The 14,539-nt window shown below is 40.1% G+C and carries 13 protein-coding genes; 8 read left to right on the forward strand and 5 right to left on the reverse strand.

The window, feature by feature from the left end; all coding sequences use genetic code 11:
• Positions 1 to 217: 217 nt before the first annotated feature.
• The 5 genes from KME09_04470 (at position 218) to KME09_04490 (ending at position 5,465) form a co-directional block, all read left to right on the forward strand.
• Positions 218 to 799 (forward strand): TetR/AcrR family transcriptional regulator, encoded by a 582-nt coding sequence (locus tag KME09_04470; protein ID MBW4533171.1) that lies wholly within the window; start codon positions 218 to 220, stop codon positions 797 to 799.
• A gap of 153 nt (positions 800 to 952) precedes the next feature.
• Positions 953 to 2,125 carry a molybdopterin-synthase adenylyltransferase MoeB gene (gene moeB / locus KME09_04475; protein ID MBW4533172.1) on the forward strand — a complete coding sequence of 391 codons (1,173 nt, stop codon included), beginning with the start codon at positions 953 to 955 and terminating at the stop codon, positions 2,123 to 2,125.
• A 281-nt stretch (positions 2,126 to 2,406) separates the two neighbouring features.
• A complete protein-coding gene (locus KME09_04480; protein MBW4533173.1) occupies positions 2,407 to 2,913 on the forward strand; it encodes a hypothetical protein in 507 nt (168 codons plus the stop codon).
• Between the two features lie 617 nt (positions 2,914 to 3,530).
• Positions 3,531 to 4,124, forward strand: coding sequence for a DUF3038 domain-containing protein (locus tag KME09_04485; protein ID MBW4533174.1), 594 nt, complete (start codon positions 3,531 to 3,533; stop codon positions 4,122 to 4,124).
• Between the two features lie 81 nt (positions 4,125 to 4,205).
• Complete coding sequence (locus KME09_04490; protein MBW4533175.1) at positions 4,206 to 5,465, forward strand: DUF4335 domain-containing protein; 1,260 nt, start codon at positions 4,206 to 4,208, stop codon at positions 5,463 to 5,465.
• Between the two features lie 24 nt (positions 5,466 to 5,489).
• On the opposite strand, the gene KME09_04495 is transcribed toward KME09_04490, so the two are convergent.
• Positions 5,490 to 5,744, reverse strand: a complete 255-nt coding sequence (locus tag KME09_04495; protein ID MBW4533176.1) for a hypothetical protein — start codon at positions 5,742 to 5,744, stop codon at positions 5,490 to 5,492.
• Between the two features lie 160 nt (positions 5,745 to 5,904).
• Between KME09_04495 and KME09_04500 the strand changes: the two genes are divergently transcribed.
• Complete coding sequence (locus KME09_04500) at positions 5,905 to 7,878, forward strand: flavin-dependent dehydrogenase (GenBank protein MBW4533177.1); 1,974 nt, start codon at positions 5,905 to 5,907, stop codon at positions 7,876 to 7,878.
• Between the two features lie 157 nt (positions 7,879 to 8,035).
• Here the strand turns inward: KME09_04500 and KME09_04505 are convergent, their stop codons facing one another.
• From KME09_04505 to KME09_04515, 3 genes are all read right to left on the reverse strand, one after another.
• The gene (locus KME09_04505; protein MBW4533178.1) at positions 8,036 to 9,199 is read right to left on the reverse strand and encodes a GuaB3 family IMP dehydrogenase-related protein; all 1,164 of its coding nucleotides are present in this window, start codon (positions 9,197 to 9,199) and stop codon (positions 8,036 to 8,038) included.
• A 127-nt stretch (positions 9,200 to 9,326) separates the two neighbouring features.
• A complete protein-coding gene (locus KME09_04510) occupies positions 9,327 to 10,454 on the reverse strand; it encodes a beta-ketoacyl-ACP synthase (GenBank protein MBW4533179.1) in 1,128 nt (375 codons plus the stop codon).
• A 90-nt stretch (positions 10,455 to 10,544) separates the two neighbouring features.
• Positions 10,545 to 11,300: a peptidylprolyl isomerase gene (locus KME09_04515; protein MBW4533180.1), complete on the reverse strand. Its 756-nt coding sequence runs from the start codon at positions 11,298 to 11,300 to the stop codon at positions 10,545 to 10,547.
• A gap of 208 nt (positions 11,301 to 11,508) precedes the next feature.
• Here KME09_04515 and KME09_04520 point away from each other — a divergent pair, with 208 nt between their 5' ends.
• Complete coding sequence (locus tag KME09_04520) at positions 11,509 to 13,248, forward strand: RtcB family protein (protein MBW4533181.1); 1,740 nt, start codon at positions 11,509 to 11,511, stop codon at positions 13,246 to 13,248.
• Between the two features lie 95 nt (positions 13,249 to 13,343).
• Here the strand turns inward: KME09_04520 and KME09_04525 are convergent, their stop codons facing one another.
• Positions 13,344 to 13,904: a photosystem I assembly protein Ycf4 gene (locus KME09_04525; GenBank protein MBW4533182.1), complete on the reverse strand. Its 561-nt coding sequence runs from the start codon at positions 13,902 to 13,904 to the stop codon at positions 13,344 to 13,346.
• 508 nt (positions 13,905 to 14,412) lie between these two features.
• Between KME09_04525 and KME09_04530 the strand changes: the two genes are divergently transcribed.
• Positions 14,413 to 14,539 (forward strand): photosystem II D2 protein (photosystem q(a) protein) (locus tag KME09_04530; protein ID MBW4533183.1); only part of this gene is annotated, 127 nt, incomplete at its 3' end.

A 14,539-nucleotide genomic window follows, 5' to 3' on the forward strand; every position in this document is an offset into this window, starting at 1 on the left:
CCAATACTCAGGATTTTCAGCCATAATTTTTAATCTTATCTAGATCAATTCTGAGGTTATGTTCGTTGTGAACTTTGTAACTTGTAATATTTTTCAGACAAGTTTTCAGCTGTCGAAGCAGGAGGCGATCGCTCGATCAATCTAAAACTGATAATTTATGTTTTAAAAGTTAGATTTAATTTTGTCTAGATGACTGGTCTACTATAATTAATTTAGTATGAAACGAACCAGCAAACGCCATGAATTGATTTGTGTTGGTAGTAATTTAATCGCTCAACGAGGATTCAATGCTGCCAGTATTAATGAGCTTTTGAGTAGAACAAACGTGCCGAAAGGTTCGTTTTACTATTATTTTGCGAGCAAAGAAGATTTTGGGTTAGCCATCATTGATGATTTTGCTAGTAGATGTCAAGAGCAACTAAAAAGCTGTTTGGAGAACGAGCAGTATACTCCTTTGACCAGGTTACGTAACTATTTTGAATTAAAGATTGTCGATCTAGAAAGCTGTGACTGTATTGATGGCTGTCTAATTGGTAATCTAGCTCAAGAATTATCTGCCCAAAATGAACTATTCCGCGATCGCTTAAAGCAAGTATTTAATAGTTGGGAACGATCTTTTGCTCAATGCTTAGATGCTGCAAAAGTAGCAGGAGAATTAGAAGATTATAATCATTCTGGTCACTTAGCGAAGTTTATTTTATCTAGTTGGCAAGGAGCAATTCTACAGGCAAAAGTCGAAAAATCGATAGTACCCCTGAAAACTTGCGTCACAATTTTGTTTGAACGAGTACTTAAATAATTGCCATTCAAATGCTGTTTTTTTATTTGCTTAACTTTACTTAATAAAGAAAAAAGCTAAAAAGTTTGTGACAGAAAATTCTATATAATAAAGAGTTCATAGTACAAGCCGACCTGAACCCCAGGGTCTGCGATCGCGTTTTTTCAAATCATCATGCTTAATCCAAATTTGGAAGCAATAGAACTCAATAAAGAAGAATATCAACGATATTCGCGTCACATCATCCTGCCAGAGGTAGGATTAGACGGTCAAAAACGCCTTAAAGCAGCTAGTGTTCTTTGCATTGGTAGCGGTGGTCTTGGTTCGCCACTATTACTGTATTTAGCAGCAGCAGGTATCGGCAGAATTGGCTTGGTAGACTTCGATATTGTCGATAGTTCTAATTTACAGCGTCAAATTATTCACAGTGAATCCTGGGTAGGCAAACCAAAGATTCAATCAGCCAGAGACCGCATTCTCAGTATCAATCCTCATTGCCAAGTAGATTTATACGAAACGGCAATCAGTTCGGCAAACGCTTTAGAAATTCTCGAACCCTATGATGTAGTAATTGACGGTACAGATAATTTCCCCACCCGTTATTTGACCAACGATGCTTGCGTCTTACTAGATAAACCTAACGTTTACGGTTCGATCTTCCGTTTTGAAGGACAGGCAACGGTCTTTAACTATCAAGGAGGCCCCAACTATCGCGATCTCTATCCTGAACCACCACCACCAGGAATGGTTCCCTCTTGTGCAGAAGGAGGAGTTTTAGGCGTTCTTTGTGGCATTATTGGTACGATTCAGGCAACGGAGACAATTAAGATTATTCTGGGTGCAGAGAATACCCTTAGTGGCAGATTGCTGCTTTATAATGCCTGGGACATGAAGTTTCGTGAGCTAAAGCTACGTCCTAACCCCGAACGACCAGTAATTGAAAAACTGATTGATTACCAGGAATTCTGTGGTATTCCTCAAGCTGCTGCGGCGGAACAAGCAGCTAGTAATGCGATCGCTGAAATGACTGTTCAGGATCTCAAACAACTAATGGACAGCGGTAAAAACGACTTTGTGCTGTTAGATGTGCGCAATCCCAACGAATACGAAATTGCCAAAATTGCGGGTTCAGTTTTAATTCCCTTACCAGAATTAGAGGACGGTAGTGCAATTGAGAAAGTGAAAGAACTAGTTAATGGTCATCGTCTCATTGCTCATTGTAAGCTGGGAGGTCGCTCTGCTAAAGCCTTAAATATTCTCAGAGCAGCTGGGATTGAAGGTACTAACGTTAAGGGTGGAATTATTGCTTGGAGTCAAGAAATTGATTCGAGTATTCCCCAATACTAGCTCTGTTGTTGATTGCTGACTTGCACTTGCCAAACTGCACTAGTCTAGAGGGATGAAGGAAGCAAACTAAGAGAACAATTTATCAACTCGCTATGAACATTGAACATTGAACAATTGATTAATCAGGTTTAAGACCTCTTTTCATTGCTCATTGCTCATTGCTCATTGCTCACTGTTGAATGCTGTTCTCGATCCTTTATCCCTTAAAAGTTTTTATTACTTCCGATTTTGACAAGCTAGCTTTAGTATAGTTGTGAGTTAAAAATTATAGTTTAATTGCCATGCAAATTTTTTTAAAAGCAGTTCGTTGGACTAGTTTAGTTTCTTTTCCCGTATTTTTATTAGCTACCCCTAATTCATCTGCATTAGCTGGCAGCATTGGTACCTGTGCTAATAGTCTTATCTCCAGTGGCGTAACTCAATCAGCAGCAGCAGCAGCCTGTTCTGATGCCTTACAGCCTGAAGATTTGGCGCTCTGCGTCACTGATATCACCGCGACAGGTATTAAAGGTAATGAAGCTGTAGAGTCTTGTTATCGCGTCCGTAGACCTGATGAACTTGCAAGCTGTGTCACCACCATCAGCAGCGGTTTAGAGGCAGGAAAGGGAAAGTCAGATATGACTCTAGATAGCTGTCGCCGTAGCTTATTGCCAGAACGTCATGCCGAATGCACCCTAGATTTAGCCACTGTATCTAAAATATCTAGTGAGGAAGCAATGAAAAGCTGTTTGGCAGCAGAGATTAATCCTGGCAACGTATCTCCTGGTACTGACGGAAGTAGGAAGTAGGAAGTAGGAAATAGGAAATAGGAAATAATATTTCAAAGATGTCCTAACGTTCTCCTAACGTTTTTACGTATGGTTATATAAGTCGACGGATTACATAAGTATTTGATAGTTACACTCAATTTTTAATTAAATATTTGTTTGATTCGTCGACTCTATAATTAAACGGGATTGAAAATGTTTGATTAAGTTGAAATAATTATTTTTAGCTGTTTAGCTATTGAGGAGTTTCTTGAGCAATTCTAGATTTCCCTCTGCCATAAGGTTTAGACTTACCTTTAATGACCTTAATGACCATTTCGAGTAAAGAAATAGGTATTACAAACACCCAAAAAGTTGATGCTATGAAAATTATCAGCCATGATATGGGAGCTGTATTCAAATTTTGCTGATTTTTGAAAATGAGCAACAAGAGAAAGACACAGTATACGCCTGCACCAAATAAATAAAATGTCATATTAATATATAGATATAAAAAGTTTTATAGTTTTTTATTCTTATAATATTGTTAATTAAAGCTCTTAAAATTTTATCAAGAAACAATATTAATTAAAAAATATTTAATGAAGTGTTAATGAAGTATACGATTTTGCTTGAGTATTTATTCATGGCTAATTATTATGCCAATTAATAGCAAAACTGAATCCGATTATTCTCAATGGCAAGAGTTAGTCAATTTAAAAGATGCTGAGTCTGGATTAGAAAAGATCAAATGTCATTTAGATTTAGTTCTGTTAGCATTAGAAGCGATCGCCAATATTAGCTCAGAGGAGATAATTCAAGCAGCTCAAGATTTGCAATTAGAATCAGCGCTCGGCGATCGCCTAACCCACTGGCAATTTGGCTCTTCTAACCCCAAAAATGATTTTAGCGCCAGCAAAAAACTAGAGGTTGAAGAAGTGCGATCGCTAGTATTAATTATTTGTCATTTGGCTAATCAACATCAAGAATTGCTTCGTCGGGGAGTTAATCTATTAGAACAAATTACAGAACAGAATGAATCACCTCATCAGACTACTTTACTCGGTAATTATTTAGACAAATTTATTAATTACTATCAAGCCAGAATTGCTAATTCTCAAAATACTTCACTAGAGTCTTTATCTAATTTAGCCTGGAAATTATTAACTGCGCTACTGTTTTATAGTGGTCAAAATGGTCATCGTTTATTTTGGGTTGCAATCTTTGACGCTGTTGGGATGAACTTAGATTGATTAAAGATTATAGTTTAATACAAATATACAAATATAAAATAATCATAATTTAAGCGTAACTTCTAAATTAGCTTCAGCAAAATGTCCTCTACAATCCATCGCTTCACGCCACCTACCTGTACGTTAGAAATTATTGGTAAAAAATCGCTCTTTTCTCGCTGGATAAGTTCAGATGTCTTACCAAAATTCCAGTTTAAATTAAAATTTGATGACCCACGCCAAACAAATTTAAAACAAGTAACAATTCAGGGAAATCAACAAGAGTTATTACAGCTTCAGAAAGCAATCCAGCAATACATTCAAATACAGCTGCAAAATTCTTTTCAAGCAAAAAACATTCAGACAAGTTCCAAACCAGAGGTTATTGGTGACAAAATTCCCTATTTGACACCCCAAGGGTTAATGCATCATGAACTCTTTTTTGGTTTTTTAACTCATAATAGCGATCGCCATAGTATCAGACTGGGTACAGTACAGCTATTCGATCTGGTGACGGCATTAGAAGCATATCAAACTAAAATTCTGGCATCTAAGACTAAACAACCGCAATCTGGGCAAAAAGTTATTCTGCTTGGGGGAGGAATTGCTGCCGTCGCGATTATGGCGATCGCCATAATTACTGTTTTGAAACCCCAGACACAGCCAGAGATCGCCATCAATAATTCTCAACCTCAATCTTCAACCAAAATTCCTGAACTAAATGAAATTACTCCCCCTTCTATCCCAGATCTCAATCAAAAACCTGCTACAACCAAGCTAGGAGAACCCCTTGCTTCGACCAAAAGATTACCGCCACCTCCCGCCGTAGAAACACCCAAACCTAAGCCTAATATACCAGATCCTGCTGATTACCCATTATCTGATGTTGCCCGTCAGTCAGGATTAGACAACTCAGCTAAGAATAAAAAATCAGCAAACATAAATCCTCAAACAGCCAAGTCAAAAACCACCATTTTGGAGAAAATACCTACTGCCCAAACCTCTCCCAAAACCTCTCCCCAAGTTCAAACCAGCTTGAGCGACCCATCTCAGGATTCAGCTGTGCAAAACTCATCTAATCAATCTAGTCAAGCACAACAGGTTGTTACTTATTTTGAAAACAGATGGCAACCACCCGCAAATCTCAAGCAGAGTCTAGAATATCGCCTGTTGATTAATCGCAACGGTTCTATTACACAGGTAACACCTCTAGGTAAAGCTGCTCAACTTTATTTAAGTCAAACTAATATTCCCGTCAACGGAGAGGCATTTATTTCTCCTGTGGACAAATCGCAGCCATCGATCATTCGCCTATTGCTAAATCCCAATGGTCAAGTCCAAGTTTTTACCGAATCAAAATAGTAAAATAAATATTTGAAGCCAGCATTACACGCTATCATCTTTTTGCAAGGGTAGGATATTCCAAGCCTGAATGATCATTTGACTCAACCACTTGCGACGCTCTGGATCGAGAACCCGATCATCCTGTAGTATGCTTTCGGTTAACTGCTCGATAGACTGTCCTTGTTGACGAGCCATTTGAACTACACCTGCGATCGCAGTAGCAATAACTTCTTCATTTACGGCACTATTTTTGAGTGCCAGCATTTCTTCCGTGTTAGCGGGAATAGAATAATCCATGATGGAGTTAGAATTTAAACTAGGATAGTAACTATGTATTGATTTTCAATTTTGACCTGAAATTAGGATACAAAAATTACAATCCCGTCAGCTTAACTCAATGCTATTGTATTTGCCTACAGTTTCAAACTTCTTAAGGATATATTAATATTATTTATATATGAAAGAGTTAGCCTATTTGGAAATACCCACTCCTGATATTGCAGGGGTAAGAAACTGGTTACAACATACATGGCAGCCTTTATCGGGCGACAAAGTTAAGACTCGTGATGGAATTCGGGTTAAATTTGCCATACCTGATAGTGAGGTATCAATATTTGTTTGGCAGTTACAACGCACTACTTATCTGAAGGTATTTCAGTGGGGGCAAGGCAATCAAGCAAAGCAAATTAAACAGCAACTAATTTCCGAAATTCAGGCTGTATATCCCCCAAGTTATCCTGCTCCACCTGAAGTTGATTTGTCACAACAATCAATTTTTGCAGCTTTAGAGTCAGATTATCCAAAAACCGTGCATTTCTTTCAGAAAATGCCTAATGGAGAATACGATCTCAATCGAGTTTATTGGTGGGAAAAACGCTGGCGTGAAAGTGTGAAGCATCCACAACAGCCCCAGGAAGTTATTTTTAAAGGCAATACAGGCTCTAGTAAACAGCATTTCGATTTGATTTATATTGGTGGGGCGCTAGGAGTGATTCACGCTGCGGTGATGGCACTCAAAGGCTACAGAGTGCTACTGGTAGAAAGACTTCCCTTTGGCAGAATGAATCGAGAGTGGAATATTTCTCGTGATGAGTTCCAGAGTTTGATTAATTTGGGCTTATTTACTCCCGAAGAATTTGAGTCTGTCATCGCTGCCGAATATATAGACGGTTTTAGTAAGTTTTTTGATGCTTATAACCCACCTAATCTTCAAGCAGCAGTCTTGCATACCCCTAGAGTTCTTAACGTGGCGATCGATGCGGAAAAACTCCTGCGCTTTTGTGGCGATAAACTACGTCAGTCGGGCGGAGAAATTTGGGATGAAACAGAATTTATTCGCGCCGACGTTACAGATACAGAGGTGACGGTTAAACTTACCCATCTACCGACCAAAACTAGTAAACAAGCAAGCGCCAGACTACTGATAGATGCTATGGGTACTGCTTCGCCGATCGCTTGGCAACTAAATGGTGGACGTGCTTTTGATAGTGTTTGTCCTACAGTAGGAGCAGTAATTAAAAGTGGTTTTGCTCCCGAAGTTTGGGACAAAGATTACGGAGATGTTTTAAATTCTCACGGTGATATATCTAGGGGTAGACAGTTAATTTGGGAACTGTTTCCCGCAGGTAATGGAGAATTAACCTTCTATCTCTTTCATTATCATCAGGTGCATCCAGACAATCCTGGCTCGTTACTAGAAATGTACGAGGACTTTTTTACCATCTTGCCAGAGTATCGTCGTTGCGATATGGAACAGCTAGTCTGGAAAAAGCCGACTTTTGGCTATATTCCAGGACACTTTAGTACTAGCGATCGCGATCGCACCGTGGCATTCGATCGGTTAGTGGCGATCGGTGATGCTGCTTCTCTCCAGTCTCCTCTAATTTTTACTGGCTTCGGTTCTTTGGTGCGTAACTTAGAACGTTTAACTACCCTGCTTAATACTGCTTTGCAGCACGATCTACTTTCAGCTAAACATCTCAACCAAATTAGAGCCTATCAAAGCAATATTTCTGTCACCTGGCTATTCTCTAAAGGCATGATGGTACCGACGGGTAAAACTCTACCTCCCCAGAGAATTAATTCCATGTTAAATACTTTTTTTGGTTTGCTGGCAGACGAACCACCTGAAGTTGCCGATACTTTTATTAAAGATCGTACTGACTGGCTTACCTTTACCCGATTAGCCTTAATTGCCGCCCGTAAGAACCCCGCCTTACTAGTTTGGATTCTAGAAATGGCTGGAAGCAAAGATCTCTTGCGCTGGTTGGGTTCATATTTATCTTTCAACCTTGATGCTTTAAGAAACTTACTAATGGCGAGTTGGTTTCCTGGCTTACTAAAAAAATCACAGCCCTGGCTAGAAAAGAAAAACCCTGCTCTATGGCTGAAGTTAATCAGTTTAAATTATCAACTACGGCATTCTAAATAGGCAAAACAAAAAATTAAAGCTTTAGTTAGTAGGGATTTGGAGACTTGGGGATTTAGGGATTTAGGGATTTAGGAAAAACAACGCTGATGTACTCTCCCCATTTCCCCATTTCCCCAATCTCTATCAATCAACAAGTGTAGGCAACATCCCCATCAACTTATTTACCCATGCCTAGCTGTTGTGCTTTTTGGTATACTTTTCCTTCCGTTAATAGAGAAGGAGCAATAACCACATCTACCTGCTGCATTTCCTTGAGATTTTTAGCACCCAAAGTTCCCATGCTGGTTTTAATTGCCCCTAGCAGATTGTGAGTTCCATCATCAAGTCTAGCTGGGCCAACCATAATCTCTTTGATCGTGCCTGTCGTTCCTACCTTAATTCGAGTCCCACGGGGTAATACAGGGCTAGGAGTTGCCATTCCCCAATGAAAATCGCCCCCAGGAGCTTCTGCTGCACGAGCAATAGGAGAGCCGATCATCACAGCATCTGCACCACAGGCAAGGCATTTACAAATATCGCCTCCAGTGACAATACCACCATCAGAAATTACTGGCACATATCTACCTGTTTCGGCGTAATAATCATCTCGCGCTGCCGTACAGTCAGCCGTTGCCGTTGCTTGAGGAACACCAACACCCAAGACACCACGAGAGGTACAGGCTGCACCAGGCCCAATCCCAACTAAGACTCCCGCAGCGCCAGCCCTCATTAATTTGAGAGCAACTTCGTAGGTGACACAGTTACCTAGTACTACGGGCATGGGCATTGACTGGCAAAAAGTAGCTAAATCTAATGAGGCGATCGCTTCTGGAGCTAAATGATCCGTGGATACTACTGTCGCCTGAATAAAGACCAGATCTGCTCCTGCCTCCGCGACAATTTTGCCATATTTACTTGCGCCTGCGGGAGTTAAGCTGACAGCGGCGATCGCATCTTGTTTTTTTATTTCCTGAATTCTTTGAGTGATCAATTCTGGTTTGATCGGTTCGGCATAAAGCTGCTGCATCAAACCAACAAATTCATCATTCCCAACAGACTCAATTTTCTGCAAAATTGGTTCAGGGTTTTCATATCGAGTCTGTATCCCTTCGAGGTTTAAAACTCCAATTGACCCTAACTTTGAAAGTAAAACTGCCATTTTTACATCAACCACTCCATCCATTGCACTAGCTAGGATCGGTATTTCGCGGTTGATTCCGCCAATTTCCCAGGTAGTATCAGCTAGACTAGGGTCTAGGGTACGCACTCCAGGGGATAATGCGATTTCATCAAATCCATAGGCTCTACGAGCCTTTTTTCCGCGACCAATTGATATTTCCACGCTCTTGATTCGTTCCCAAAGCTTATTAACTTAGGCTATCAAATTTTATCCATTTTTGAACATAAATCGCTGCAAACAGTTTTACAGCTATAAGCTTTTAGCTAAGTTTTTAGTGAAAGTCCACAGTTTATCTGCTTAAGATAACTACAGCATTTTGTCCGCCAAAACCGAAGCTGAGACAGATGGCATGACTAATCTTTGCTTGTCTTGCCTGAGTAACTACATCCAAATCAAATTCCAAATCTTTTAACCCAACACAGGGAGGCAAATAATTGTGCTTTATCGCCATTAAAGTTAAGGCGGTGTTAATTGCGCCAGATGCACCCAGAGTATGACCTATAGCTCCTTTAGATGAACTTACTGCTACTTGAGGAAATATCTGTTGAATCAGCTGCGCTTCATGGCGATCGTTCAAGACTGTACTAGTGCCATGGGCATGAATATAATCGATCGCCTTTGCTTCTAGATTACTCCGTTCTAACGACTGTTTGATTGCTCTGGCGGCACTGCCATTTACTGCTTGGGGGGTACTGATATGGTAAGCGTCACAGGTTAAGCCAAAGCCTTTGATTCTGCCGTAGATCTGTGCTGAGCGATGAGCAGCTGACTCTGCCGTTTCTAACACAAACATTGCGCCACCTTCACCTAAAACTAAACCTTCTCGCGATCGATCGAAGGGATAACAACCTGTAGTAGCTAATGCACCCATTTGGGCAAAAGCAGTTAAAGTTAGAGGACTAATTGGCGTTTCCACAGCTCCCGCAATAACTCTTTCACATCGACCTGTTTTAATTAGTTCATAGCCTCTCGCTAATGCCCAAATTCCTGTGGCACAGGCAGCCATTGGGGCTAGTACTGGAGCAGTAGTTTGGAGATAATTAGCCGTAATAATTGCAGGCTGATGAGGTAAAGTTTGTAACCAATTAAAGTTTAAATTATTTGCTTGATGCCTGGACATTTGGCTAGACAAATTTTCCCAAGTTGCCTGACAACTACGGCTTGAGCCAATGACAACACCAGTATCGGTTAATGGTATGTGTAACTCAGCATCTTGTAGCACATCAATGAGAACTTTCTGAGTTAAATCGCTGATCTGACTTGGCTGGGAATCAATTATTCCTAAAGGGTAAGCAGGAAGTTGCTCAAAAATTTGGCGCGACTTAATTCCTGATTTTCTTTGTAAAATACTTGACCAAGTTGATTGGAGTGAACCGAGACAAGAACTTAATCCTATCCCAGTAATTACCACGTCCATAGGCTGGTGAAGTTATTTGAAATTATGAGCTTAGGGTCTAAAACTATTAAATTAGAGACTTGCTGCTAATAACCAAAATCCGTTTATTTTTTAAGGTTTTTTCAGATTTTCTAAGCCTTCAACTACTTTAGCTGTGCCAATGCGATCGCCTTGCTTGATTTGCTCAACGATATCCATGCCTTCAACTACTTTGCCAAAGACAGCATAGTCTCCATCTAGTGAAGGTAAGTCTTCTAGGGCGATATAGAACTGGGAAGAAGCCGAATCAGGCATGGCAGAACGAGCCATCGCAATGACACCGCGATCGTGTTTGAGAACTACAGAAGAACTAGGGAGCTTGGCTTTGCTATAGGTAGGCTTTTCGTCTCCATCTAGTTTTATCTCTAGGGGAATGCGACGCTCCATACCAGTTTCAGGATCGGTAAAGCCACCCGTCCCCAGTTGCCCAGCAAAATTCGGATCTTTTCCTTGAGGATCGCCACCTTGAGCGACAAATCCAGGAATCACTCGGTGAAACACTAGTCCATCGTAAACACCTCGATCGATCAGATCGACGAAATTACCCGCAGTTGTTGGTGCTTCTGTACCATTGATTTCAATCAGGATAGGAGAACCATTAACCTGCAATTCTACCTTTGCCATCCCCTCTAGCTGGGGCAAATTATTACTCATTTTATTACTGTTTTTGGCACTCGCCAATTGTGATTGATTAGTTGCCAGATTATCAGATGATGAGGATGATTGCGAAATATCTGTCGCGGATGTCGCACATCCTCCTAGTACCAAACTGCTGATTAACAGTAACGAAAACATTTTGATTAACCACGCATTAGATTTTTGAGTCATATTCTAAATTTTGACTGATTACCGCTGATGACATTGACCGTTGTAGCTTAATTTCTACTTAACTAGTGTAGTTTCAAATCTTTTTGATGATGGAAAAACTCAAGCTTTTTGCTATCAGTAAGTTTTAAATATATCTTCACAATTGCCCACTTTTCTAAGCAAAATTATGGCAAATTGTGTAATATATACGTAGTTAAATAATTAAATTATGCCACACGAACAATTAGATTTATCAAGTAACAAACCAGTATTGTCTTGGGCAAATCATGCACTCGATCATCAAGAAGCCCAAATGGCAAAAAATGTCGCATCTCTTCCTTTTGTCTTTAAGCATGTGGCATTGATGCCTGATGTTCATTTGGGCAAAGGAGCATTAGTCGGTTCAGTTATTGCCACGAAAGATGCGGTAATTCCTGCTGCTGTCGGGGTTGATATTGGTTGTTTTACAGGAGATACCAAAGTCCCTTTAGTAGATGGTAAAGAGTATAGAATTGCCGAGCTGGCTAATCATGGGCGCTCAATCTATGTCTATGCCTGTACGGACACTGGTAAAATCGTCTGTGCCAAAGCGATCGCCAGAAAAACTAGAATTAATGCTGATTTGATCAAAGTAGTTTTGGATAATGACTACGAAATCAAATGTACTCCAGACCATCAATTTATGTTACGAGATGGAAATTATAGGCAGGCTAGCGATCTCAAGCCAAATGATTCTTTGATGCCTTTCTACTCCAAAGTAGACAAAGATGGATACACTTTGATTCAGCAAAACTATTCTGGAAGATGGCAAAAAGCTCATTGGATTGTTGCTCGTTCAGGGATTTTGGGTGATGAAATTCCTAAATTGGCAAATCCACAGAATCATCGACAATATGAGCATGGTTATAATCACAAAGTAGTTTCAGTCATTTCCACAGTAGAAAAAGAAGATGTTTATTGTTTAAGTGTTCCTGATTACAATAACTTTGCCCTGAGTGCAGGTGTGTTTGTCCACAATTGCGGGATGGCTGCACTGAAGCTGCCTTTTACAGGCGATCGCCTTGAAGGAAAGTTAAAAAAGATTCGTCATCAAATAGAGCGTTCAATTCCCGTTGGTAGATGGGAAAACAAAAGTATTGAGCAGAAAGTTACTAATTGGCAAGGATGGCGAGATTTTAAAGAACTACATCCAGGAGTACAAGATTTAGATAATAAGGCTCAAAAACAAATGGGTTCTTTAGGTGGCGGGAATCACTTTATCGAACTTTGTTTGGACACAGATAATTATGTCTGGTTGATGCTTCATTCTGGTTCACGACACATTGGCAACAAGTTGGCTCAATGTCATATTTCCACAGGTAAAAAACTGGCTGAGTTAGCCGATCTTAGTTTGCCCGATCCTGACTTAGCTTATTTTGTGGCAGGTACGCCCGAATTTGAGGCTTATTGGCGCGATTTACAGTGGGCGCAAGATTATGCTCGTTTCAATCGAGACGTGATGATGGAGCGTTTTAAACGGATTGTCGAGGAATTTGTTACAGGAGGTAAAGAGATTAAGCCTTTATTATCTGTAAATTGTCATCATAACTATGCCGAAAAAGAAGTTCACTTTGGGGAAGACGTTTATGTAACTCGTAAGGGAGCAGTCCGCGCTCAATCAGAAGACTACGGCATTATTCCTGGTTCAATGGGGACTAAATCTTATATCGTCAGAGGGAAAGGAAACCATGACAGCTATTGCTCTTGTTCTCATGGCGCAGGCAGATTAATGTCTCGTACCAGAGCGAAAAAAGAGTTTACGGTGGAGGATGTGATTGAGCAAACTCAGGGGGTTGAATGTCGTAAAGACAGCAAGATTATCGATGAAATTCCTGGAGCATATAAGCCGATTGAAGAGGTGATGGCACAGCAATCGGATTTAGTCGAAGTTGTCGCTACGATCAAACAAGTAGTCTGCGTCAAGGGTTGATGATTAGATGCCCTAGCCAGAAGGGCGATCGCTTGATTGTCGATTAATCTGTAGGGCGATCGCTAAATATTGCTAAATATTATTTATTTTGCCGTTTACAATCCTTCCAAGGGGACTTGTAAAAATCTGGCTAACTCTGCTCCTTGGTTTTCTAAAGTAGAAAGAGCAATAGGTTCACCCACACGAGTCAAAGGAACATCCCTTCTTTTTTTTGAGCGCAGATATAAAGCACGTTTGGGACTCAATCCTTCCCTAATCTCGGCTCTGATAGACTGTACTTCTGAAATCGGAATTTCGACTTCTACCTGACGATTTTTACCTGGATATCCTTGACGAGCGATCGTCACTTTTCCTGTTTCTTTATTAAATTCGTTGTAGCCACCGCCAACATTCCATACGAGCAATAGCCAGAGATATGTTGCCAATAGCGAACCCGCAACACCATAAAAAGTTAAAGCAATTCCTTGAGGAACAAACTGTAATTGACTGGGATCGGAAACAATTAACAAGTTAGTTTTTAGATAGCTGGATAAACCCGCCAGTAGAAAGCCGACTCCTCCTATAGTAATGATCGTTGCCCACAATAAATTACTAAGTCTGCGAGAGCCAAGAATATCCTGGCGAAGAGTCTGTTGTTGCGTCTTGTCTGTTGTCATCATGATTATCTTAAGTCAAATTAATATTTTCGAGATTAAGTTGAAGAATATGGCACTTAACCTCTATTTTCTCACTCACTTGATTTAGTAAAACATAATCAATCTAAAGACTTTCATTAATCCCTGCTCAAATTAAGTGTTGACTTAATTTGAAGCTGTAATATGTCGTTTTATAAATTTTTTGCTAATAATTATTATAAGAACTCTCATCAGTCAGAAGGAAAAATATTTCCAGGAAACAGGTCTTTGTTTCCCTCCTATCAATAGTTTTATGCTATTTTGGTATAATCACTTAAATACAGTCGCCAAATTTATTTTGTAACAGTATCTTAAGAAAATTTTCAGCTGATGACAGGAAATATCACCTGGTAATCTGGTAAAGTTTTATAAAACTGGGTACTTATCAAACAGTATTTTGAAACAGCTACCTCAAGGCATAATAGAAAAGTACGTTTTGACAAATCTTGCAGCCTAATACTATATATCTAAGCAAGAGGATTTAAAAATTATGACAATAGCAGTAGGACGCGCACCAGCCAAGCGCGGTATCTTTGATGCCGTAGACGACTGGCTCAAGCGCGATCGCTTCGTATTCGTAGGATGGTCGGGTATCTTACTCTTCCCTTGTGCCTATA

Origin of the sequence: Pleurocapsa minor HA4230-MV1 (genome assembly GCA_019359095.1) — a bacterium.
GTDB classification, from domain to species: domain Bacteria; phylum Cyanobacteriota; class Cyanobacteriia; order Cyanobacteriales; family Xenococcaceae; genus Waterburya; species Waterburya minor.

Excerpts from the sequence above, each read along its gene's own strand:
- KME09_04470 (MBW4533171.1), top strand. The coding sequence starts at position 218 with ATGAAACGAACCAGCAAACGCCATGAATTGATTTGTGTTGGTAGTAAT.
- moeB (MBW4533172.1), top strand. The coding sequence starts at position 953 with ATGCTTAATCCAAATTTGGAAGCAATAGAACTCAATAAAGAAGAATAT.
- KME09_04480 (MBW4533173.1), top strand. The coding sequence starts at position 2,407 with ATGCAAATTTTTTTAAAAGCAGTTCGTTGGACTAGTTTAGTTTCTTTT.
- KME09_04485 (MBW4533174.1), top strand. The coding sequence starts at position 3,531 with ATGCCAATTAATAGCAAAACTGAATCCGATTATTCTCAATGGCAAGAG.
- KME09_04490 (MBW4533175.1), top strand. The coding sequence starts at position 4,206 with ATGTCCTCTACAATCCATCGCTTCACGCCACCTACCTGTACGTTAGAA.
- KME09_04495 (MBW4533176.1), bottom strand. The coding sequence starts at position 5,744 with ATGGATTATTCTATTCCCGCTAACACGGAAGAAATGCTGGCACTCAAA.
- KME09_04500 (MBW4533177.1), top strand. The coding sequence starts at position 5,905 with ATGAAAGAGTTAGCCTATTTGGAAATACCCACTCCTGATATTGCAGGG.
- KME09_04510 (MBW4533179.1), bottom strand. The coding sequence starts at position 10,454 with ATGGACGTGGTAATTACTGGGATAGGATTAAGTTCTTGTCTCGGTTCA.
- KME09_04515 (MBW4533180.1), bottom strand. The coding sequence starts at position 11,300 with ATGACTCAAAAATCTAATGCGTGGTTAATCAAAATGTTTTCGTTACTG.
- KME09_04520 (MBW4533181.1), top strand. The coding sequence starts at position 11,509 with ATGCCACACGAACAATTAGATTTATCAAGTAACAAACCAGTATTGTCT.
- KME09_04525 (MBW4533182.1), bottom strand. The coding sequence starts at position 13,904 with ATGACAACAGACAAGACGCAACAACAGACTCTTCGCCAGGATATTCTT.